The sequence below is a fragment of the Priestia sp. D3YE.R1 genome, from assembly GCF_049199565.1.
GTDB classification, from domain to species: Bacteria; Bacillota; Bacilli; order Bacillales; family Bacillaceae_H; genus Priestia; species Priestia aryabhattai.
Map to the genome: position 1 here is coordinate 1692239 of NZ_JBLTHW010000001.1, position 21669 is coordinate 1713907.

Consider the following 21669-nt stretch of genomic DNA (forward strand, 5'->3'; position numbering starts at 1 on the left):
CGAAAGGAAAAAAAGTATAGCTATCGAATTATGTTAAAAGCGTTGAGCTAAAAGGAGTGATTAAATGGTTGTCATTCGACAGGCGGTTGAAACTGATCGAGAGCGACTGGCTACGTTAATGCAAGAATATATAGTGAAATTCTGTGAGCAGCCTGACCCTTCCCGGAAAGCTTTAACTTTACATATTAAGCGCCTATTGAATAATCCTTCCTACGGTATTCAGTTTGTTGCTGAATTGGAAGGGAAACTAGTAGGCTTTGCGACGGTGTACGTATCGTGGAGCACCTATTATTTTAAAGAAACAGGCGTCTTAAAAGATTTGTACGTATCTCCTTTAAACAGAGGAAATAAAATTGGTGAACGTTTGTTTAAGATCTGCCTTGCCTATTCTCAAAAGTATGAGTTTGCAGGTATGACCGCTGAGTGCAGCAGTGAAAACAAAGTTGCTCAAAACCTTTATCAAAAAATGAACGGTAAAGAAAATGCAGGGGTTCAATACCGTTTTTTTTAAGAGAAGTGCAGCTTTTACTTTTAAGACTTCTACTAAATGGCAAAAATATGTTATAGTATGAAAAGTGAAATTGATGAAAATGTCGGTGGGCTATATGTTAGATGATCGTATGAATAGTAGGGGGAAGTTGGACTAGCTGTTTGAAAGGCGGCCATCCTATTTTTAGTATAGCCGCAAGGAAGGAGCAGGACCTTGAAAAAAAATCCAATCTTAAACGCGTGGAAAATAGTAACTGCAACGAGCGGTTTTTTACTTGCGCTGTTTATCTTTAAAGTCCGAAAAGGAAGATAACCATATAAAAAAAGCTCCTCGATTGAGGAGCTTTTTATTGTTTAGTAATAGGAAACGTCAAGGGAGTCACTGTTGATAAAGAATCTCTGTAAGAATGATAGGTGAAATAATGACGTGTTGGACTATAAATAGTCATGTAAAGTAAATAATCATATTTCGTTTCCATATAGAAAAAAACGCCGTCTGCGTGGAGTGTATAGAAAGAGTACGAAATCCCGAGCAGCGTTTGCTTTTGTACGCTTGTGCTTGGATTTTCTTTAATCCATTCATACAGTTCAAACACACTCACTCCTGGTGATGATTGCAGCGTATGTACTTTGTCATATAACTTATCAGATACAACGGAAACCGACTGTTTTAATTGGTGAAATAAGTTGGACACTTGTTCTTTCATTGTGGTGAGCTCCTTTACGGGTAGTCAGCTATTAGCATGCTCAGAGAAATCCACGCTTATGTATAGTTAGTGGATGGCTGATTTGAATTTGCCGCCCTGTGCTTCTTGGGTATCCATAATGGTTGTAAATGCATGTGGATCAATTTCAGAAATAATGGTTTTAAGCTTGGTAATTTCTAAACGCGTCACAACTACGTATATGACTTCTTTTTCTGTACCTTCAAATCCACCTTTACCATACAGCTTCGTCACGCCGCGACCTAGCCGATGCGTAATAGCGTCTGATAGCTCTTCATAGTGATTAGAAACAATAAAAGCTGCTTTTGTTTCATCAAGCCCTTGAATAATCGCATCGATTGTTTTAGAAGCAATATAGTACGTAAGGATCGAGTACATGGCCTGTTCCCAACCTAGCACAAACCCTGCCCAAGCAAAAATGAAGATATTTAAAAACATCACAAATTCGCCCACAGAAAACGGGATTTTTTTTGTTAATAAAATACCTAAAATCTCAGTTCCATCTAACGCTCCGCCGTGACGAATGACCGTTCCTACACCTGCTCCTAACAGGAGCCCGCCAAATACAGTAGCAAGAAGCGGTTCAGATGTTACAGCTGGAACATGGTGCAATTGAGATTCTACAATGGATAAAGCAACAACTGCAAACATAGATGAAAAGCAGAAGCTACGACCAATTTGTTTGTATCCACTATATAAAAAAGGGAGATTAAAGATGATGATAAGAAGACTGAACGGCAATTTCGTTAAGTAAACTAAAATTAGAGAAATACCGATAATACCGCCATCAATTACGGAATTTGGGACTAAAAATAATTCGATAGAAACGGCAGCCAAGGAAGCTCCAATTAACATCATAATGTAGCGGTAAATGAGCCGACCTGCCTTTTCCTTTTTGTGCTGTTTCGTTGTCATAAAATCTTTCCTTTCAACATACTGCCTATACACAACTCTTACTAGTATAACTAAGTCTTGGGAACTCTATCCAATTATCTACTTTAAAAAAGACTAGCCAGAATAAACAAAATCCTGTTAAATTAAACGGTAGACATTTACTGAAATAAAGGAGCTGTACATATGATAAACGTTTCTATTCCACCGCTTCAAACAAGCGCTGGCGAAAAAGCGGCACGCTATATTGATACATTAACCAAACCGATAGGAAGCCTTGGAAGACTCGAAGAAATAGCAGTTGAATTAGCCGCCATGACCGGGGAAGTTTTTCCGGCAGTCACGCCGCCAGGAGTCCTCGTTTTTGCAGGCGATCATGGAATTGTAAAAGAAGGAGTTTCAGCTTATCCGCAAGACGTAACGGCACAAATGGCGCTGAATTTTTTGCAGGGGGGAGCAGCTATTAACGTGTTTAGTGGGCAAATAGATGCCCAGTTCAAACTGATTGACATCGGCATTGCTTCTAACCTTTCCCATAAGGACCTTGTACAACGCAAAGTGAAGCTGGGCACAGCAAGTTTTTATAAAGAAGACGCGATGACGCGCAGTGAGGCAGAACAGGCTGTTCAAGTCGGATATGAAGAAGCTGAAGAGCTTATTGCAAAAGGAATTAAATGTTTGATTGTAGGAGAAATGGGCATCGGAAACACTACGTCAAGCACGGCTATTTTAGCTGTATTAACAGGAGAAAAAGTCTCTAAGCTTGCAGGAATGGGCACAGGAATTTCTGACGAACAACTGCGCCACAAAGTGAACGTGATTGAAGAAGCGCTCCAAAACAGGCACATCAACCCTCAGGATCCCATTGATATTATTAGTAAAATAGGGGGTCTTGAAATTGCCGGGATGACAGGTGCTATGCTGGCGGCAGCTGCTCACCGTATTCCTATTTTAGTAGATGGTTTTATTTGTACAGTTGCAGCCCTTCTAGCGACAGAAATCAATACACAAGCAAGAGACTATATGTTTGCTAGTCACGAATCTGTTGAACAAGGTCATGCGTGTGCAATGAAGCTTCTTGGCAAAAAACCGCTCCTCAACCTCAATCTTCGGTTAGGTGAAGGAAGTGGAGCTGCTGTTACATTTCCGCTGCTGCAATCAGCTTCACTCATGATTGCCAATATGGCCACGTTTCAATCTGCCGGAGTGTCTGAGAAAGAATAAACCTAAAAAAGACATGGGAACAAAACCATGTCTTTTTTCTTTATTTTATAAAAAAATCTTATATTTTTAACATCATAAACCAATAAATGCTAAAGCTAGCACCTGTTAAAATAAACGATCCAATAATTAACAATACCAGTGCAACGCGTCGTTTAATCGCTTGAATTTCTCTATCTTTTGGCAAACGTCCCATTGGTCTTCCTCCATTATGTAAATATTTCACGTATTTTCCTATTTTACTCCGCTTTAAAAAGAGAGAACATATGTCAAAGTTACTAAAAATCAAATTATTTTACAACAAAATTGTATCCCCGTTACAGCAGGGCAAAGAATACGTATTTTTCAGTTAGAAAAGGATTGCTCTAAAGGTTTACTTACATGGCAACAACCTTTATCATATAACTGACTATACTATGATGTTATCCAAAGTTGGAAGAAATCTCAATAAATGTGAGTGTTATAATTACATGATAAGAGTCAGAAAATTTTAAAAAAGAGTGTGAGCAAACAATGAACGGTATGTTGATTATTCGGAACGGTGCTCCTTTTTATGAAGGAGCTTCCGTCCCTATTCCAAAAGATAAAGCCTGTATTATCGGACGAAGCAGTGAAGAATGGGAGCCTTATCTGGCCTTTCAAAGTGCTTACATTTCACGCAAGCATTTTGAAGTAACGTACGAAAGCAATGCCTTTTTCATTACAGACTTGTTTAGTAAACACGGGACAAAAGTAAACGGAGAAGAGTTACAGCCTGGAACCCCTCGTTTATTGAACGATCGGGATGCCATTACCTTAGCAAATGAGGAGGCAGCTTTAGTATTTAGAAATGATGATATAGATGCCACCCTCGATTTAGGCCCTTTGCTAAAACAAATAAATAAGCCATTTTACACATTAGATCCAATTTTACAGAAAGTAAAAGTAAAAGAGGAAACGTATATTCTGTCAGATAAAGAATACGCTTGCTTAGCTTATCTTCTAGAATACAGCAATCAATTTGTTTCAAAAGAAGCATTAAAAAAAAGCGTTTGGCCTGAACGAGTAGAGTCAAATGGAGAAATTCTAGTAGCAGCAGAAGAGCTGAATGCACTGATTTACCGGGTTCGTAAAAAAATAGGGACGTATTTAGAAATCGAAGTGATTCGAGGAAAAGGATATTGGCTGCACTTTAACGAAAATGGACGTGAATAGAATCACGTCCATTTTTTAATCTCGTTTAACAGCATGTACACGTATATGTTTAGCTTCTGCTAGCCAAGATCCGTTTTGAAATAGTTTGTCTTGCATTCGATTTTCTAAGCGCGTAATGAGGACATTTTTAGTTTCTGTTGTCACGTGAGCAAAAAGAGGGGCTGCATTTGTTTCCAGCCAATTACGCAAGCCGTTTTCCCCTTTTAACAAGAAGGGACGGCTGTAGTGTATAGCCGTGGTGACTTGAAAATTCTGTGATTCCAAAAGAGAAGAATATTCAGCTACAGAAGGAAAGTACCATGGGAAATCTACATCGTTATAAGGGATATCAAACGTTTTAAATTGACGAATGATTTCTGTGAAAATTTCGTCCATGTTTCCTTTTCCCCAAAATTCTGCTACAAATCGGCCATTTGGTTTTAAAGCATTGTAAATGTTTTTAATGACAAGATGAGGGGGACGGATGTCGTGTAAAGTTGCATTGGAAAAAACTGCGTCAAATTGTTCGTAATAAGGAAGGTTAAGGGCATTTACCTGTTCAAAGGATAGAGTTGGGTACTGATGACGAGCCTGTTCAATCATATTTTCAGAGCAATCGATGCCCGTCGCACGGACATGAAGCTTATTGAGCTGCGAAATAAATTCGCCAGTGCCACAGCCAATATCTAAAATATGTTCGCCAGCTTGAGGAGAAAGAAGGTTCATAGCACTTCCTCCAAATGAAGAAACAAACGGAAGATGATACACTTGAGCAATTTTTTGTTGATTAACAGTTTGACTCATGAAGTGATTCCTCCTTTGTAAAAGATGATGACTATCGTTTTATAAGAAGAAACAAGCTTTGAATAGTAGATATGAAGTTATTGATAGAATTATACCATATATCTTACTTATTATGCCGAAAACTCCGAAGAAAAAGCGCACCAAACTTCTAGCTTGGGCGCTTACAAGCCGAACTATTTTATAACCATTAACCGAACTGAACAAATAGAGGAAGATCCGTATGACCCATCTCACGTACGTAGACGTATAAATTTCCTTTATGATGAATTTCATGGTCAATGGCCATTTGTAAAAGTTGTCTTCCGGGAAGCTTTCTTCCAAACGCTGCAGTGGCGTCAATTGTCTTGTTTAAATCATCTTCGCTAAGTGAACGTAATACGTCTACTGTTTTTTTCGTATATTCAGCTGCAAGGTCTGATAATGACTTGCCGCTAAAATCAGCTTTTTGACCAAGGGGCGATAAATCGCCGGATTTTACCACTGATGCAAATGCATAAAAAGATGTTAAAATATGCGTAGATAAGTCAAAAGCAGACATAGATGTCGGAGCAGGTTTGTAGTCGTAGTGACCTGCTTCAATTTTGTTGATTAATTCATTCGTTACGTTTCGATGTGCTAAAAAGTGATGAGTAATTTGTTCAACTGTCATGATAACACGCTCCTTTATTATGTATTCCGCTTCTGAGTATAGCATTTGAACAACAGAAAGCGAAGAAAAAAACCTTCTCAAAAAGAAAAACAGCTGCATGTGAGCAGCTGCTTTTCTTATTATTAGAAATTACGTTGTTTTAACTCTTCAAGTAATAACTCCATACCTTCGCGGCTTAAAGTTAATTTACCATCTGCGATTGTTACGTTGTCAGAAGATACTTCGCCAGTAATCGCACAAGCACCGTTCGGCTCATATTTCTTTAAAATAATTCGATCTGTTTCGACAAAAATTTCAACAGGATCTTTTACATCTATTTCAAGAACACGTCTTAACTCTTTAGGAATTACGATACGACCTAAATCATCTACTTTTCTTACAATACCAGTCGATTTCATTTTTTAATCACCTTTACTTTTATATTTTATTGAGTACGCAAAATATTATTTTTGGAATTTCTAAGATGATTATATACTAGATAACCGCTAAATTTGTCGAAGTTATTAATATGTAAATGAACTGTAATATTATTGAAATATTATCTGTAAATACAAATCCTCCTACAATATGGAATATATAGGGCTCTTTGTATGATATAGGAGATGAAGGAATTAATTACATTTGACATACATTTTTTTTATGTTTATGCAGCAGCCTAGGGCAGGCTACATGTAAGCGTGAAAGCAAACAAGTTGAAAAAATGAAGAAAATATGATTAAATTTAAAAAGTAATTTGCTCAAAATAATTAAATCGTAATGATTACGTATTTCAAATAAAAAATTATTAAAACGAAAGGATGACAAAGAGTTTGGCTAAAAAATCAAAAGTGGTAAAAGAACAAAAACGTCAAGAGATGGTAGCGAAGTATGCGCAATTACGCCAAGAGCTGAAGGAAAAAGGAGATTACGAAGCGTTAAAAAAATTGCCTAGAGATTCTTCAGCAACGCGCTTAAATAATCGCTGCCGCGTTACCGGTCGTCCGCGAGGCTATCTTAGAAAATTTGAAATGTCACGCATCGCTTTTAGGGAATTGGCCTACAAAGGACAAATCCCAGGTGTTAAAAAAGCAAGCTGGTAGTATAAAAGCCCTCATAATGAGGGCTTTTATTATTTATTAGCTGCGAAGTATCGAGCAATCCCTTGGTAAATACCTGTAGATATTTGCTGCTGATACGCGTTAGAAGAAACAATTTGCTCGTCGTGAGCATTTGATAAAAAGCCTAATTCAAGAAGTACAGCCCGCTGGTTGTTTTCTCGAGTAACATAATAATCTCCAAAACGAACCCCCATATCTTTCATAGAAGGCGCGTTTTCAGCCATGCTTTCTTGAATATATTTTGCTAATTCTTTATCTTTGGATTCACTGTAATAAAATGATGCGATGCCGTTTGCAGAAGATGACGTAGACGCGTTATAGTGAATGCTGATAAATGCATCTGCATGCTTTGCTTCACTAACATCCACGCGTCCGCTCAGTGAAATAAAAGTATCGTTTGAACGTGTCATAAATACATTTGCTCCAGAATTAGCTAAGCGGCTTGCCACAAGTTTTGCTGTTGTTAACGCTAAGTTTTTCTCAATTGATGACTTGCCTGAAGTGCCAGGATCATATCCGCCGTGCCCAGCGTCTACCACAATAATTTTATCTTTTAAAGCAGCAGATGGGGAAGGTAAACTAGCTAAAGTTGTAGAACCAGCCGCAGCTGTTAGCCCTTTTGATACCCATGCTGTTTGACTCCCTGAGTACTGAATTTGCACCCAGTCATTTGCTTCGCCTATTTTTTTGAATCTTTCACCTGCTTTTGCTACACGAATAATTCCCGCACTTAAGCTCGGCTGACTGCGCAAATTTGAAGCTTTTGTAATTTGAATCGACTGGGCTGATTGTGAAGACTGTCCAGAATCAGCTTTTAAATACTGACTTGCTACCCAGCCTGTTTGACCTGATGCCGTTTTGATCTGTGACCAAGATCCGCTTTCTTTTACCACCGTTACTTTTGAATTGCGCGGTAAGTTTGTCACGACCGATGCGCTTGTGCTTGCAGAAGAGCGAACGTTTAATGAACTGGCGTTAACGACCGCTGACTTGGATGTCGAATTTGCCGTGGACGTACTGGTTGTTTGCGTTTTGTTTATGTATTGAGATGAAATCCAAGCTTCTTTACCGTTATACGTAATTTTAGCCCATCCCTTGCTTTCATCTACTATATTAACGGTGTTTCCCTTCGTTATTTTTCCAACGACGGCACCGCTTGTACTAGGCGTTGCACGTACATTTAACGATGTAGCAGTTACTTTGGCCGATTCAGCTGCATCTGCATCAATTGAATGCAAAAGCAATGAAGAGCTTAAGAGAACAGAAGAAACGGCTGTGTACATGACATGTTTTTTATTCATTTTTTCCTCCTTGCAAATTACAAATTTCAACATAAGTTAATTGGTATACAAAGCATATATCGGCAAATAGCCCAAAATTTTGAGTGAAATCTACTATTATCTCATAATGCCGATATTATCCATCATACTATATGTCGAAATTCAATTGTATAATGAATTTGAACTATCTGCCATCCTTACAGATAAAATTTTACATTAATGTAAAATATAATTATATCAAAGGAGAAATTCAGGGATATTAAGGGCATTTAAAGGTCTTTAGTCCTTTGTTCACCGATGTTTTGAGGACATGTTTTATACTAGAAAAAATGTGAAATAGTATAAAGCAGCTGAATGTGAATATGATAGAGGAGAGATAGAAAATAAAAGAGTATCTATCTTTTGGAGGAGGAAACATCCACAATTATGAAACATTTAGAATAAAAATAACAAAAATATATAAAATAATATAAAGCCTGTCTAGAGGGGTGTAAAGCTCGTAGCATAAACCAAAAGTAAATAGTTAGAAAATTCTTTCTTTTTATTTTAAAACATGGTACAGTATAAAAAAGTGAAAGGGTGGAAACTGATATGCGAAAGATTGTTCAGTATGAAACAAAGTGGTCGCTTTTGTATCAAATGGAAAAAGAAGCGTTGCTTAATACACTAAAAGATTTTTCAGTAGACATCGAACATATTGGAAGCACGTCCGTTCCTGGATTGGCAGGTTCACCAATCGTTGATATTTTAATCGGAGTCAAACGTGAAGAAGACATAAATGAAGTGCGCGCTATATTAAAAAATAAATCTCACGTATATGTAGCGGAAAAAGAGATGTTCGTCTTATTAAAGGAAGGTGTTCCAGCTGCACACTACCCTCCAATTATGACAGCTAAAAATGCCCGTAAGCTCATTCCACATGATGCTAGAAGAAGTCATGTGTACGTAACGGTCAGTGAATCACCTTACTGGAATGAAAGAATTAATTTCAGGGAGCAGTTACGCTCGAGCGAACGTGCTAGAAAAAAATATGAAGGTATGAAATACGAGCTTTCAAAACGATTGTGGAACGATATTTCTACCTATGAGTACAAAAAAGAAGAATTCATTCAGCGCAGTCTATAAAAAACGTCATTTCAATTGAAATGACGTTTTTTAAATTAATTATCTTGTAAAACAATGGTCTCAAGCTTGTCAGCAGTATTTACTGCGAGAACCGTATAGTTTTTACCGCTTTGAAGATTTGTTCCTGGAAGACTTAGTATTTCTTTTCCATCTGCTGTGGAAACAGATAGATCATACGAACCCGGATTTACTACTTGATAACCTGAAATGCTTTTAAAAGACAGATCTTTAAATAAAGGAACAGCACCTTTAGGACCTACGTTTACCGCAGGAGCATCAGGAGATAAATGAGCAACACGCAAGCTTGCTTTTCCAGCCATCCCTTGCTTATTATTCGTGAAAGCCTGTAGTTCAAGATTTTCTGCTTTATTTACAGCGGCTACTGTATACGATTTTCCACCGTCTACAACAAGGGTAGCTTCGATGATGGAATCTTTTGTTCCTTTTGTCTTCGCTTCGTATACTTCTACTTTATGAGAACCAGCTGACAAAGGCAGGGAGTTGGAGACATCTTTAAACTTTGCTCCTTCTACTAAAGCTTTGTCATCCACAAAAATGTCTACAGCTGGAGCATCAGGTGAAGCATGAACGATACGAACTTCTGCATTTTGAGCTGGTCGCTCATCTGCAGCAGGAGGTGTTTCAGCGGCAAATACTAACATGCGGCTAAGTGCCAAGAAGGCAATCACTGCTACCATTACGAATAGTCGTTTCATCAAGTATCACTCCTTTTTTAGTATACACAGCTTTATGTAAAGAGAAGGACTGTGCAGTTGTTAGCGTATACTAAATAAAATCAACTATTCGTTTGTTTGTTAACTTTTGACGTGTTTACTGAGATTTCTGACGGAAAAATCGAAGAATAGCTAAAATATTGTACAGAGCTGTGAGGAGCCATGTCAATAAAAAGCCTAGGCCAAGCCCAATATTGGCATCTATATACGTATGCGTGAAGTCATCATATACGACGTAGGTAAGAGGAGCAATCGACAGTAAAAATAGAAGAAAAAACAAGAGCGTTTCCCATCTGTTTAAAGTGAAGGTTAAATAAAAGAAAAGGAAAGCGGAGAACAATAGAAGAGTGTCTCGAATAGCCCAAGGTAAAACGCCGATATGTGGATTAGCGAGAAGAAAAGTCGGGACAATCGAAAGGAGGAAAAGGAGAGAAAGTAAAGTCACGTGAAGGGTGTGCTTTTTTGTAAAAGCCGGTACCAATAAAAACGCTGCGGTTGCACCTAAAAGAAAATTACAAATTAAAATAAACTCCATATCAACACCTCATTTATTGAGTATTACTTTTAGTCTATTCAGTACGCTGTTAAAGTAGATAAAAAAGCTGCGATGTTCATCGCAGCTTTTGGTTATTCGAATTTAAACCCTTGTTTTTCAAGCATCGCTCGAACTTCTGGATAATAAATGGTTTTATAAATAGCTGATACAGTTTGTGACCAGTTGCGGTCATCAGCACCGTTTGTTCTCATTTTCATATACTCTGCCATTTCAGCATCATAGTCTTGAATCAATGACTTTAAGTCGTGATTATAGCTTTCCCGATGGTGCACAGCAGCTTGTGGCAATCGAGGTTTTTTCGCAGACTGATCTGCTGGATGTCCAACGACAAGACCGCTTACTGGGAATACGTATTCCGGTAAATCTAGCAGTTCAATGACTTCAAGCGGCTTTCTGCGAATTCCTCCGATTGGGACTGTACCTAAACCGAGTGATTCTGCTGCAACTGTTGCGGCTTCTAAAGAAATTCCAGCATCGGTTGCCCCCACTAAAATTGACTCAAGTCCATCGGTTACGCCAAGAGGCGCATCGTTAAGCTCAGCAGCAATCTTAGCACGATTAAAATCCGCACAAAAGATTAAGAATAGAGGAGCTTGGTCAATCCACGCTTGGTTGCCCGCAAGCTCTGAAAGCTTTTTCTTTTTTTCTTTATCTTGGACGCTAATAATAGTCACTTGCTGTCCGTTAATAGAAGAAGCGGCTGACTGAGCAGATTGGATAATCGTATCTAAATGTTCGTCGCTTACTGCTTCGTCTGTATACTGACGGATAGAACGATGATCTTGAATTGTACGAATTGCTTCATTCATGATGCGTCATCCTTTCAAAGAAGTTATTCTTAGCCTTGTAATGTTTTTACATCTAAAGGTGCTACAAGTACGCCAGTTTGAGCAAATGCTACAAAACTTTGGAAGTGAGCTGATTTATTGTGTGCTTGAATTGCTTCTTCGCTTTTCCACTCTTCAATCATCATAAATGTGTTAGGTGTAAAAGCATCTTCAAATAGTTGATAGTTGCTGTTTCCTTCTTCTTGTAAAGAATGCTTAATTAGTTCTTGTACGTTTTCTAAAAATTCTTCTCTTTTTGCTGGGTTAACTTTCATTGAAGCTTGTAAATGAATCATGGGTGATTCCTCCTTTAATAATGATGGTGCTTTATATTATTTGTTTTGTTTTTAATCTTTCATTCAATTTATGATTAAAATGAAGATAAGTTCGAATATCATCGAACAATGAAACTATAACACCGATTAAATAACAGTGCAAGGAATTTAGTTCGAAAGTTATCGAACATTGATACACAAAAGAAGCTGTGTTATATTTTAAGCATGAGAAAACCTTATCAACCACCGAAATCTGAAATTAAATTAACGCCTATTCTACACGCGTTGAGTGATCCTAATCGGCTGCGAATTGTACAGTGTTTAGCGACAAGAAAGGAGCAGACCTGTTCGTATTATCAAAAATTAAATGTATCAAAATCAACGCTATCACATCATATTAAAGTACTTCGCGAAGCTGGAATTATCAAACTACGTATAGAAGGTACGCAGCACTATTACTCCTTGCGTTTAGAAGAACTTGAGGAATTGTTCCCAGGTCTGCTTCCTTCCATTATAAATATAGATGAGCAATTGTTTTAAAAGCTGAACGATGTTTTGTTCAGCTTTTTTGTTCAAAATAAATGTGTCCATGCAGGCTGCATCCGGGATTAAAAGAAGAACGACAGTGAGGGCAAGTCGAGTTACAGGTTAAGTATTCATTAATTGATAGCTCATGTTTACATACTCCGCAAAGAATAGCTTTTTCATTAAACATAGCTTTTGGCCACCTTTTAATGTCGTGATCCGCATGTCCGTTATGACATTGATAGCACGGATAATATGTATGACAGCAATAAAATTTTATTGCGATAATATCTTTATCCGTATGATAGTGCGTACAGCGCGTTTCGGAATCCACTGTGTCCCCTTTTACTGCAGGTACAGATTTGTTCATTATCATCACTCCTTATGAAAAGTATAGCATGCTTTTATACGCCTTATCATACATATGTAAAAAGAAAAATGCTATAATAAAACCATCGTTTTACATGTCAGATTGCATGCTAAAAAGATCAGATAAAAATTGATGTCAAAACAGATCGATTAAGTGAAGTAAAGAGAGGAAGAAAAAATGAGTAAGCAAGTTATCGTTTTTACCGGAGGCGGAACAGCTGGGCACGTAACACCAAACATTGCCATTATGAAAGAATTAGACAGTGAAAAATGGGATATCCATTATGTCGGTTCTCATAATGGTATTGAGAAAGAATTAATTACAAAATTAAACGTTCCATATCATGCGATTTCAAGCGGAAAGCTGCGTCGCTACGTCGATATGGAAAATGTAAAAGATGTATTTCGAGTAGCAAAAGGGGTTGGCGATGCACGTCGCGTGCTAAAAAAGCTAAAGCCTTCTCTTGTTTTTTCAAAAGGCGGTTTTGTCACAGTTCCTGTTGTAATGGCTGCTAAATCTTTAAACATTCCCGTGTTCATTCATGAAAGTGATTTAACACCGGGACTGGCAAATAAAATTGCGCAGAAATTTGCCACTAAAATTTTTACTTCTTTTGATGAAGCGGCAAACTACTTTCCAAAAGAAAAAGTGCAGGTCGTTGGTTCACCTATTCGAAAAGAATTATTTAGCGGAAGCGCAGCGAACGGGGAAAGCTGGCTTCGCTTTTATGATAAGCGCCCAATTTTAACGATTATGGGCGGAAGTTTAGGAGCACGCCGTATTAATGAAATTGTTCGAGAGTCTTTGCCTGAACTGCAAAAGAAATTCCAAATTGTACACCTTTGCGGAAAAGGCAATATTGATACAAGCCTTGAAAAAGAGTCCGGCTACCGTCAGTTAGAATACGTAAACGAACAGCTTCCTGATGTTCTAGCGGCAACTGATTATGTGATTACACGCGGCGGATCAAATGCCATTTTTGAGTTTTTAGCTCTTCATAAACCGATGATGATTATTCCTTTATCAAAAGCACAGAGTCGCGGAGATCAAATTTTAAATGCACAATCCTTTAAGAAAAAAGGCTACTGCATGGTTGTAGAAGAAGAGCAGTTAACAAAAGAACTGTTTTTGCGTGAAGTAAATGAGCTTCAGCAGCAGGCAAGTACGATGAAGCGTACAATGCGTGAAGCAACAAAAACGGATGCCATTTCAATTCTTGTAAATGAAATTGAGAAAATGAGCTAAAAAAAGCGTTCTTATCGAGGAGATAAGAACGCTTTTTTTCCGAAAGAGGAGAAGGAGGAAGCAGGCCGTAAAATAATTCATGATGAAATGGAAAGTATTTTGTCACGCGCGTCTGAACAAAATGTTGTGCCGATTATAGATAACCAAAACATTTTTATTGGATCTGTGCGGCGAAGAGAGATTATAGAGTATTGTATCTCTCAACTTTTTATACGTGGAGAAACGCCTTTAAATGTGAAGATTTAGTTAAGTTTGCGTAAAAAACATAATTTTTACATAAAAGGTAGTCTTTTTTTATATAATTAATGTTATAATAAGAGATGTAAAGACGAAACTTGCGTAATGTAAGCCTCTAACATTTGTTAGAGGTTCTTTTTTTACATAGCATAAAACATTTGATTTCAGTTCTTTCTATGATTAAGTTAGAATAAGTGTTAAAGTAAGAAGTTTCTTGCTTTTTACATAAGAAAAGTGAGCTGTACAAAGGAGACAAAGTATATTGACTACGGAAAAAACAAAAAGCGATCAATTACGCAGCATATTCAAAACAATTATCTTCGCTATCGCTCTAGTATTTATGATTCGCGCATTTTTATTTTCTCCGTATATTGTAGAAGGCGCTTCAATGAACCCAACGCTGCATAACGGAGAGCGTTTGTTTGTGAATAAACTGTCGTATTCGCTTCATGATATTCGCCGCGGAGATATTGTGATTATTAAAGATGAGGCTAAGAATAAGCATTATGTAAAAAGAGTAATCGGTCTGCCAGGTGAAAAAATCGAAATGAAAAAAGATCAGCTTTATATTGATGATAAAAAAGTAAGTGAACCTTATTTAAAAACGAATCGTCAAATTGCCAACAACATGGATATGGAGCTAACAGGAGATTTTGAACCCGTTCAAATACCTAAAAACGAAGTATTTGTAATGGGTGATAACCGTCTGTACAGTATGGATAGCCGTAATGGTCTAGGTCTCATTGATGAAAAACGGATTGTGGGAAAAAGCGAATTTGTATTTTACCCCGTCAAAAAAATAAGAAAAACGACGTAAAAAGAAATGCCGGCAAAGGTATTTCTTTTTTTGTGCCTATGTCTACTCGGCTCCTAGATGGGTAAGCTAAGGAAAAAAGGTGTGAATTAATTGAAGGCAGCCTATGAAAAATTATTTAAACATTTTAAATTTGTTGATGCTCTTGAGATGAAAAATCGATTAGCAATGGGACCTATCCTCACATACGCTTCACGGGAAAACGGAGAAATATCCGATATTGATATGTCTTTTTACGAAAAACGAGTAGGGGGCGTCAGTACGGTAATTATCGGTCCCGCGTTTATCACAGAAAATGGCCAAGTAGCACATGGTCAAATCGGAATTCATCGTGATCAGGTCATACGAAAGCTTCATCAACTAACCCAAATGATTCATAGAAGAGGAGCTAAAGCGATTCTTCAACTATCGCACGGGGGCAGAAAGTGCGTAGAAATGGAAAATAAGTGGCAAGCCATTAGCCCAAGTGAAAAGCCTCATAAACGTAAAGGGAAAAAGCCTGTTCAAATGACCGAGCGCGATATAACTTATATTGTTCAAGCATTTGGCGAAGCTACCACCAGAGCTATGGAAGCAGGGTTTGATGGAGTAGAAATTGACGGGGGAAATGAATGTTTACTGCAGCAGTTTATATCAAGGCAAGCCAATGAACGAAGTGATTCTTATGGTGGAAGTGCAGAAAACCGCTTCACTTTTGCACTTGAAGTTATTCGTGAAGTGACGCGTCGAGCAGCACATGCGGGCAAACCATTTATTGTGGGATATACATTAGCGCCCAAAGAAAAAGGCTATTTAGGAAATAAAGTGGAAGATACATTTGAGTGGATTGACCGTCTTGTTTATACAGAAATTGATTATTTACATATCAGTGCTTTACATGAACCTACCTCAAAAAGGGAAGAAAATCATTCACTGCTTTCTTCGATTGTTAAGCACGTCAATCACAGGGTCCCTCTTGTGGGTACAGGAGGACTTATGGCAACGGAAGTAGCAGAAGCTTTTGAGCAAGGGCTGTCTTTAATTACGATTGAACAAGCATTAGTTGTACAGCCAGATTGGGTAGAAAAAGTGATAAATAGCGATGAGCCTGCTTCTATGGATGTGACGTCATTAGATAAAGATGTGAGTTTGCCACCTGAAGTGCTAGCTCACTGGCAAGACATGCATAAAAATGACCGCCCTTATTAAGTGAGCGGTCGTTTTTATGTGGTTGACTTAACAAGAAGAATTTTATTTTACTGATACTATAACCAAGCAGCATACATAGACTAAAAGAAAAACTAAAAACACAGTTGACTTCTAGGAATAGTTAGGATTACAATATAAACAACTTATTCATAAAACGGACAGCTGATCGGACATACCGAAGGCTTCTAGCAAACAACTGTTGGAGGCCTTTTTGTGCTTTCTAACAGAAGATGAAAGTGGAGGGACAACATGAAAAAGTTAATTACGTTTGCACTTATTGGCTTTTTAGCTCAGTTAATTGATGGATCACTCGGAATGGCATACGGGGTGACGTCAACTACGCTGCTTTTAACGTTTGGAATTGCACCAGCTGTGGCTTCCGCATCTGTTCACTTAGCAGAAGTTGTAACAACAGCAGCTTCTGGTGTTTCGCATATTAAATTTGGAAACGTAGATAAATCGATGGTGTTAAAACTGATTATCCCAGGTTCCATCGGAGCTTTTGTAGGAGCCTGCTTTCTAAGTAATTTACCTGGAGATGCAGTAAGGCCTTACGTTTCAACATTCTTATTGCTCCTAGGAGTTTATGTGTTATTTCGTTTTTTATTTACGTTTAAAACAAACGAAGAAAAGAGCACTAAACCTTTATCGACGAAGCAGTCCATTCCGTTGGGATTAATTGCTGGATTTGCTGATGCTACAGGAGGCGGCGGCTGGGGGCCCATTGCAACGCCTGTATTGCTAGCTAAAAAAGGCACAACAGCACGGAAAGTCGTTGGAACCGTGGATACAAGTGAATTTGCTATTGCCGTCTCGGCTACACTTGGCTTTTTAATTTCTCTTGGCTGGGAGCAGGTAAACTGGTTCTGGGTAGGTGCCCTTATGATTGGCGGAATTATCGCGGCTCCGATTGCTGCATGGTTTGTTCGTATTATCCCGGCTCACTTGCTTGGTTCACTTGTTGGTGGGTTTATCATCTTAACAAATGCTCGAACACTCTTAAACACTTGGGTATCAAGCAGCTCTACTCAGATAGCTGTATATGCATTCATACTTATTGTGTGGGCAGCAGCGATCATTTACTCACTGTTACAAGGGAAAAAGTATAATCAAAATCGAAACGTAGAAGTTTCGTAATAAAGAGGATGGAATAAAAGTAGCTTAGTTAAAGAAAGATCTGAACGTGTTTGATTCTTGATGGAGAATCAAATGTGTTCAGATTTTTTTATGGTTAAAGTGAAGGCAGCTTCATGTATATAGTGGCTTCTAGCTGTTGGTTGAAGGGCAAGGCAAAGTGGAACAGATGAGGCCCTGCAGGAGCGGCCGCCCTCGGAAAGCGAAACCTTGTACGGAAATCCGTCGTAACAAGGGATGCATACTAGCGCATTATCCCATTTGTTTGTCTTTAGATTGGGGTGATTTCGTTATGTCTCAATCCCTTTTATTATCTAAATTCCGTAAAATGGACGAGCGTAGATATTTTTTTGGCTTCTTATGATACAATAGACGAGTTCATTCATGAGTGGGAATACTTTCTAACACATATAAAATTCATTGAATCGTCGAGGTGTGAAGAGTAAGTGGTCTATTTTATTTTAGTATTAGTAGCAGCTATCGAAGTAATTGTCTTGTTGATTAATCGACCTGTATTTGCAAACATTCCGTATGTTCAAGTATATATTGTTCCTTTGTTAATAGTAATTGTCATCACGATGTTGCTTTCGCGAAATCCAAAGAGATTTATGCGGTGGTTTAAACAAGGGCTTATTACGATTTCAGTCGTTGTACTTGTATTCGTACCGGTTCTCTATGCCAAAAATCTCCCGTTGTATGGATATAATGAAGCAAAAAAAATGCTTGCGCAAAGAGAACAGCTCTTGCTAAGCCAGTTTCAAAAAGGAAAATACGTATATCCAGCAAAAGACAGCCCTAAAAAATACCGTTATCTATTTAAAGTCAATCGTGGAAACGGCATGCTTGAATATGTATTCGACCCATACACAGGCGGTTATGAAGTTGTGACAGATGTGATAAAAAAATAAAGGTTTAGCTTATTTAAAGCTAAGCCTTTTTATATGAGAAAAATTGAAACTTTTTGAAAATCTGTGCGTATTTATTAAAGAACGTTCACAAAAAAGTCACAAAAGGAGTTGCGCAATGGGAAAGTTAGAATACCGACTGCTAAAGCCTGATGATACGTTTGTATCTATTTACCACTATCAATCTATTGAACTTGAACAAATTTTAGCAAGAAGAGAATGCGAATTTTTTGTTAAAGAAGGAGTAACGTATAAACAAACTTCATCTGCAGTCGAAGATGATATCCATATTATTTATGTAAAGGAGCATGAGTACGGAACGAAAGAACAGGTAGAAGAGGATAATCGAGAGATTACGTTAGAAGTCCGCGAATTGAATTCTCTTCGAGGACATCCAATTTTATTCGTCTCTTCATTTTATACGCATTTGGACGTATTAAGCTATATCGGAACTGTTTATACATACTATAATGGATGGGAATGGGAAAGAGACTCTGCGGAAATTGATGAAGACCGCCGCGTGTACAGTTTATATGTAACAAAAACAGGCGTAACGTATGAAAGGGGAAAGGCTTAATGTCCAAAACAAAAAAAATGATGGCGGGAGTTTTGACCACTGCTTTAATGACATCGCTCGTTGCCTGCGGTTCAACTGATCAGGCAAGACCGGCTAAACCGAAAGATAAATCGTGCGACAAGTGGAAATGGGATGAAGATACGCAAACGTACTACTGTTCAGATTCTTCTTCTTCGCACAGCGGCTCATATTATCACGGAGGGCGCTACTACGGGTCTGAAAAACAGCTGACCTCATCATCGTCCTATAAATCATTTAAATCAAGCAGCTCGTATAAATCTGGAATTGGGAGCGGCTCTAAAGGCGGTTTTGGCGGGTAATGCATAAAGAAAAGCGAGAAATGTTTTATAAAGAAATTCAAGATTTTTGGTACGACTTATATGGAACAGAGTACGCTCTTTATGATGTACATATAGAATCTTCTCACATCATTCATTCCATTAAAGAAGCCGCAAATCAAATCGGGGAACTATTTTTTAAAACGGCACCTTTACTTCGTTCATTAGATGATCAGACGCTTCTTTCTTTAGGATTTCCAAAAGCCAGTTTCCCGTACCTACGACTGAAAACGATGGAAACAGAAAGTGTGATTTCACGCCTTGATTTTGCTGTTACGGATGATCAAATCAAGCTTTTAGAACTAAACGCCGATACGCCTACGTTCATTAAAGAATTATTTCATGTAAATGAGTTAGTCTGCCGGCATTTTCAAGTGCAAAACCCTAATAAGTTTGAAGAAAAAAAGCTTGCTTTAGCATTAAAACACGCCATTTTTGAAGCTTATAACGAGCTCGATAGAACGAACTATCCAAACGTCGTTTTTTCTTCTCATGATACACATGAAGAAGATAAGCTAACCACTCTTTATTTAATGAAGCTAGCCGATGTAGATGCTACATATGTTCCATTATCGCAGCTTCGAATTGTCCCTGCCTCTACAGTTGAAGAAGGTCAACATATAGAAGCGGGCGTGTATGATCAATATGGACAAAAAATAGACGTACTCTATCGCCAAACTTATCCGCTTGAACATTTAATTGAAGATGAAGATCCGAGTACGCATGAAAAAGTCGGACACATGCTTTTAACATTGGCACAGCAAAAACAAGTAGCCATAATCAATCCGCCTTCTGCATTTTTACTGCAGTCCAAAGCCGTGCAAGCACTCATTTGGGCTTTGCATGAACAACATCATCCTTTCCTCACTAAAGAAGAGCATCACATCATTGAAACATACTTTTTACCAACGTATTTAGAAGAGGATCCATTTATTGAAAGAAAACAAGCATTTGTGAAGAAACCATCGTTTGGTCGTGAGGGAGATACCGTTGAAATTTATAATGAAGACGGAATCAAAATAGACGAAGATCAGCATAAGACATATCAAGAATACACTGCTGTATATCAACAGTTTATTTCTTTGCCAACTGCAACAATGAAGACGCAAACGCAAACAATAGAGGCTCATATCATGTACGGGTGCTTTTTATTAAATGGAAAAGCAAGCGCAGTAGGAATCCGAGCTGGAAATCAAATTACAGATAACGAATCGTATTATTTGCCGATTGGATTAAAATGAAAAGGGGAACTAAAAATGACACAATGGATTGATTGGGCTAGTATAGGGAGCTTTTTATCTCACGTAGCGGTAGGATTAGGGCTATTATTTATCGGAGTAATCGTATTTGAATTAACAACAAAATTTAATGATCGTGAACTCATAAAAAAAGGAAATGTAGCAGTCGCTTTGAAGTTATGGGGAAAAGGAATTGGGCTTGCTATTGTCATTTTCACTGTGTGGAGCAACAGCTTAAATTTGGTAGATGCAACTCTTTGGGGAATAGTAGGTATCATTACTCAAGTAGTGACATATTGGATTATTGAATTTATTATGACACCTAAAACGAGCCTAGCCAAAAAAGTAGAAGAAGGAAATGTAGCGGTTGGAGTAACTCTTTTTGCAGCGTCGATAGCTGTTAGCCTTATTGTAGCTGGAAGCTTAACATATTAAAAGAAGGCGATTCCTGTTTTACGGGGAATCGCTTTTTTTATGTCCAGATTGCTCGTGTTCACTTAGTAATAATGTACGTGTATTTTCACGGTCGGCACGAACAATTTTTTGCTGTGTGTAAAGCGGAATGACAAAGAGCAAAATAAATAAAAAAACATAGCTCATTTTTGTTATCCTCCCATGTAAATTGTAAACGCCTGCTAATAGTGTGTGACAAACCATACGTAAATATAGCATATTTAATTGGGTAAACTGGGAAAAATTGAGGGATACAGAAAGAATATAATCTTACCGTCAACAAAAACTAAAAGCAGTATAGAGGCACGTCTTTTATTAAGAAAGGAGTTGGGAAAAGTGAAAAGGTGGCTCATTTTGTGTTTATTGATCGTAATCGCGGCTGGATGTGGACGTCCAGATGAAACGTCTCAACCGAGCATTTTCCTTATACCAGAAGGGTACAAAGGATGGGTTATGGTCGAATATGACAAAGATAACGGAAATCCTAGCAAGACAGAAGGAGACTACATTGTATTTAAAGTAAACGAGCAGGGAGTCGGGAAAACCAAAACGCTTTTAAGCGGCGGCGGCTGGGCAAGAAATAAATATTTCTATGTAAATAAAAATGGGGAGCGAAAGCAATTGAAGCAGGGGAAGATGATTCATGGAACGACTCAAGGTAACAAAAATCATACGGTAACCTACTTTTTCGTCGGCACCGCAAAAGAGTTCGACAAAGCCGGGGATTATCGAAGAAAACTTACCGAAGAAAGTTCTTCGTAAAAAAAGAAACGCTGCCTCTTCGGCAACGTTTCTTTTC

The 21669-nt window shown here is 38.0% G+C and carries 29 protein-coding genes; 16 read left to right on the plus strand and 13 right to left on the minus strand.

Going from position 1 to position 21669, the window contains the following annotated elements:
- Positions 1–64: 64 nt before the first annotated feature.
- Positions 65–511, plus strand: a complete 447-nt coding sequence (locus ACOZIR_RS09140) for a GNAT family N-acetyltransferase (protein WP_045293289.1) — start codon at positions 65–67, stop codon at positions 509–511.
- Positions 512–836: 325 nt separating this feature from the next.
- Here ACOZIR_RS09140 and ACOZIR_RS09145 read toward each other — a convergent pair whose 3' ends face one another.
- Positions 837–1196, minus strand: a complete 360-nt coding sequence (locus ACOZIR_RS09145; protein ID WP_310877848.1) for a hypothetical protein — start codon at positions 1194–1196, stop codon at positions 837–839.
- A gap of 66 nt (positions 1197–1262) precedes the next feature.
- Complete coding sequence (locus tag ACOZIR_RS09150) at positions 1263–2129, minus strand: YitT family protein (RefSeq protein WP_014459409.1); 867 nt, start codon at positions 2127–2129, stop codon at positions 1263–1265.
- Between the two features lie 162 nt (positions 2130–2291).
- On the opposite strand from ACOZIR_RS09150, the gene cobT reads away from it, so the two are divergent.
- Positions 2292–3329, plus strand: coding sequence for a nicotinate-nucleotide--dimethylbenzimidazole phosphoribosyltransferase (cobT, locus tag ACOZIR_RS09155; RefSeq protein ID WP_221777852.1), 1038 nt, complete (start codon positions 2292–2294; stop codon positions 3327–3329).
- A 58-nt stretch (positions 3330–3387) separates the two neighbouring features.
- On the opposite strand, the gene ACOZIR_RS09160 is transcribed toward cobT, so the two are convergent.
- Positions 3388–3522, minus strand: a complete 135-nt coding sequence (locus tag ACOZIR_RS09160; protein WP_013057740.1) for a hypothetical protein — start codon at positions 3520–3522, stop codon at positions 3388–3390.
- A gap of 317 nt (positions 3523–3839) precedes the next feature.
- Between ACOZIR_RS09160 and ACOZIR_RS09165 the strand changes: the two genes are divergently transcribed.
- Positions 3840–4520, plus strand: a complete 681-nt coding sequence (locus ACOZIR_RS09165; RefSeq protein WP_045293283.1) for an FHA domain-containing protein — start codon at positions 3840–3842, stop codon at positions 4518–4520.
- Positions 4521–4535: 15 nt separating this feature from the next.
- Here the strand turns inward: ACOZIR_RS09165 and ACOZIR_RS09170 are convergent, their stop codons facing one another.
- The 3 genes from ACOZIR_RS09170 to ACOZIR_RS09180 all read right to left on the minus strand — a co-directional run bounded on the left by ACOZIR_RS09170 (position 4536) and on the right by ACOZIR_RS09180 (position 6350).
- Positions 4536–5303: a class I SAM-dependent methyltransferase gene (locus ACOZIR_RS09170; protein WP_045293281.1), complete on the minus strand. Its 768-nt coding sequence runs from the start codon at positions 5301–5303 to the stop codon at positions 4536–4538.
- A 187-nt stretch (positions 5304–5490) separates the two neighbouring features.
- Positions 5491–5952 carry a DinB family protein gene (locus tag ACOZIR_RS09175; protein ID WP_045293279.1) on the minus strand — a complete coding sequence of 154 codons (462 nt, stop codon included), beginning with the start codon at positions 5950–5952 and terminating at the stop codon, positions 5491–5493.
- 122 nt (positions 5953–6074) lie between these two features.
- A complete protein-coding gene (locus ACOZIR_RS09180) occupies positions 6075–6350 on the minus strand; it encodes an AbrB/MazE/SpoVT family DNA-binding domain-containing protein (protein ID WP_013057736.1) in 276 nt (91 codons plus the stop codon).
- A 411-nt stretch (positions 6351–6761) separates the two neighbouring features.
- Between ACOZIR_RS09180 and rpsN the strand changes: the two genes are divergently transcribed.
- A complete protein-coding gene (gene rpsN, locus ACOZIR_RS09185; RefSeq protein WP_045293278.1) occupies positions 6762–7031 on the plus strand; it encodes a 30S ribosomal protein S14 in 270 nt (89 codons plus the stop codon).
- 29 nt (positions 7032–7060) lie between these two features.
- On the opposite strand, the gene ACOZIR_RS09190 is transcribed toward rpsN, so the two are convergent.
- Positions 7061–8350, minus strand: a complete 1290-nt coding sequence (locus ACOZIR_RS09190) for an SH3 domain-containing protein (RefSeq protein WP_421535552.1) — start codon at positions 8348–8350, stop codon at positions 7061–7063.
- 570 nt (positions 8351–8920) lie between these two features.
- Here ACOZIR_RS09190 and ACOZIR_RS09195 point away from each other — a divergent pair.
- Complete coding sequence (locus ACOZIR_RS09195; RefSeq protein WP_028412757.1) at positions 8921–9454, plus strand: GrpB family protein; 534 nt, start codon at positions 8921–8923, stop codon at positions 9452–9454.
- Positions 9455–9489: 35 nt separating this feature from the next.
- Here ACOZIR_RS09195 and ACOZIR_RS09200 read toward each other — a convergent pair whose 3' ends face one another.
- The 4 genes from ACOZIR_RS09200 to ACOZIR_RS09215 all read right to left on the minus strand — a co-directional run bounded on the left by ACOZIR_RS09200 (position 9490) and on the right by ACOZIR_RS09215 (position 11867).
- Complete coding sequence (locus tag ACOZIR_RS09200; RefSeq protein WP_045294843.1) at positions 9490–10170, minus strand: DUF4397 domain-containing protein; 681 nt, start codon at positions 10168–10170, stop codon at positions 9490–9492.
- 115 nt (positions 10171–10285) lie between these two features.
- Positions 10286–10723, minus strand: a complete 438-nt coding sequence (locus ACOZIR_RS09205) for a hypothetical protein (protein ID WP_045294844.1) — start codon at positions 10721–10723, stop codon at positions 10286–10288.
- A gap of 92 nt (positions 10724–10815) precedes the next feature.
- Complete coding sequence (gene nfsA, locus ACOZIR_RS09210) at positions 10816–11553, minus strand: oxygen-insensitive NADPH nitroreductase (protein ID WP_045294845.1); 738 nt, start codon at positions 11551–11553, stop codon at positions 10816–10818.
- A gap of 29 nt (positions 11554–11582) precedes the next feature.
- Positions 11583–11867: a putative quinol monooxygenase gene (locus tag ACOZIR_RS09215; RefSeq protein ID WP_013057729.1), complete on the minus strand. Its 285-nt coding sequence runs from the start codon at positions 11865–11867 to the stop codon at positions 11583–11585.
- A 204-nt stretch (positions 11868–12071) separates the two neighbouring features.
- Between ACOZIR_RS09215 and ACOZIR_RS09220 the strand changes: the two genes are divergently transcribed.
- Entirely contained in the window at positions 12072–12386 is a 315-nt protein-coding gene (locus tag ACOZIR_RS09220) for an ArsR/SmtB family transcription factor (protein WP_013083811.1), read from the plus strand.
- A gap of 19 nt (positions 12387–12405) precedes the next feature.
- On the opposite strand, the gene ACOZIR_RS09225 is transcribed toward ACOZIR_RS09220, so the two are convergent.
- Entirely contained in the window at positions 12406–12741 is a 336-nt protein-coding gene (locus tag ACOZIR_RS09225; protein ID WP_045294847.1) for a CHY zinc finger protein, read from the minus strand.
- 177 nt (positions 12742–12918) lie between these two features.
- Here ACOZIR_RS09225 and ACOZIR_RS09230 point away from each other — a divergent pair, with 177 nt between their 5' ends.
- The 9 genes from ACOZIR_RS09230 (at position 12919) to ACOZIR_RS09270 (ending at position 20852) form a co-directional block, all read left to right on the plus strand.
- Positions 12919–13986 (plus strand): undecaprenyldiphospho-muramoylpentapeptide beta-N-acetylglucosaminyltransferase, encoded by a 1068-nt coding sequence (locus ACOZIR_RS09230; protein ID WP_029714620.1) that lies wholly within the window; start codon positions 12919–12921, stop codon positions 13984–13986.
- 499 nt (positions 13987–14485) lie between these two features.
- Positions 14486–15040 (plus strand): signal peptidase I, encoded by a 555-nt coding sequence (lepB, locus tag ACOZIR_RS09235; protein WP_028412768.1) that lies wholly within the window; start codon positions 14486–14488, stop codon positions 15038–15040.
- Between the two features lie 90 nt (positions 15041–15130).
- Positions 15131–16225: an NADH-dependent flavin oxidoreductase gene (locus tag ACOZIR_RS09240; RefSeq protein ID WP_045294849.1), complete on the plus strand. Its 1095-nt coding sequence runs from the start codon at positions 15131–15133 to the stop codon at positions 16223–16225.
- Positions 16226–16474: 249 nt separating this feature from the next.
- Positions 16475–17362 carry a sulfite exporter TauE/SafE family protein gene (locus ACOZIR_RS09245; protein WP_013057718.1) on the plus strand — a complete coding sequence of 296 codons (888 nt, stop codon included), beginning with the start codon at positions 16475–16477 and terminating at the stop codon, positions 17360–17362.
- Positions 17363–17805: 443 nt separating this feature from the next.
- Positions 17806–18267: a hypothetical protein gene (locus ACOZIR_RS09250; RefSeq protein WP_013083806.1), complete on the plus strand. Its 462-nt coding sequence runs from the start codon at positions 17806–17808 to the stop codon at positions 18265–18267.
- Positions 18268–18382: 115 nt separating this feature from the next.
- Entirely contained in the window at positions 18383–18841 is a 459-nt protein-coding gene (locus ACOZIR_RS09255; protein WP_045294851.1) for a hypothetical protein, read from the plus strand.
- Complete coding sequence (locus tag ACOZIR_RS09260) at positions 18841–19161, plus strand: hypothetical protein (protein ID WP_045294853.1); 321 nt, start codon at positions 18841–18843, stop codon at positions 19159–19161. Before ACOZIR_RS09255 ends, ACOZIR_RS09260 begins: the two co-directional genes overlap by 1 nt.
- A complete protein-coding gene (locus ACOZIR_RS09265) occupies positions 19161–20420 on the plus strand; it encodes a glutathionylspermidine synthase family protein (protein ID WP_045294855.1) in 1260 nt (419 codons plus the stop codon). The genes ACOZIR_RS09260 and ACOZIR_RS09265 overlap by 1 nt, the downstream gene beginning before the upstream one ends.
- Positions 20421–20435: 15 nt before the next feature.
- Positions 20436–20852 carry a DUF350 domain-containing protein gene (locus ACOZIR_RS09270; RefSeq protein ID WP_071273240.1) on the plus strand — a complete coding sequence of 139 codons (417 nt, stop codon included), beginning with the start codon at positions 20436–20438 and terminating at the stop codon, positions 20850–20852.
- Between the two features lie 18 nt (positions 20853–20870).
- Here the strand turns inward: ACOZIR_RS09270 and ACOZIR_RS09275 are convergent, their stop codons facing one another.
- Positions 20871–21017 carry a hypothetical protein gene (locus ACOZIR_RS09275; RefSeq protein ID WP_016764718.1) on the minus strand — a complete coding sequence of 49 codons (147 nt, stop codon included), beginning with the start codon at positions 21015–21017 and terminating at the stop codon, positions 20871–20873.
- A gap of 189 nt (positions 21018–21206) precedes the next feature.
- Here ACOZIR_RS09275 and ACOZIR_RS09280 point away from each other — a divergent pair, with 189 nt between their 5' ends.
- Positions 21207–21632 carry a DUF6843 domain-containing protein gene (locus ACOZIR_RS09280; RefSeq protein ID WP_045294859.1) on the plus strand — a complete coding sequence of 142 codons (426 nt, stop codon included), beginning with the start codon at positions 21207–21209 and terminating at the stop codon, positions 21630–21632.
- Positions 21633–21669: the final 37 nt, after the last annotated feature.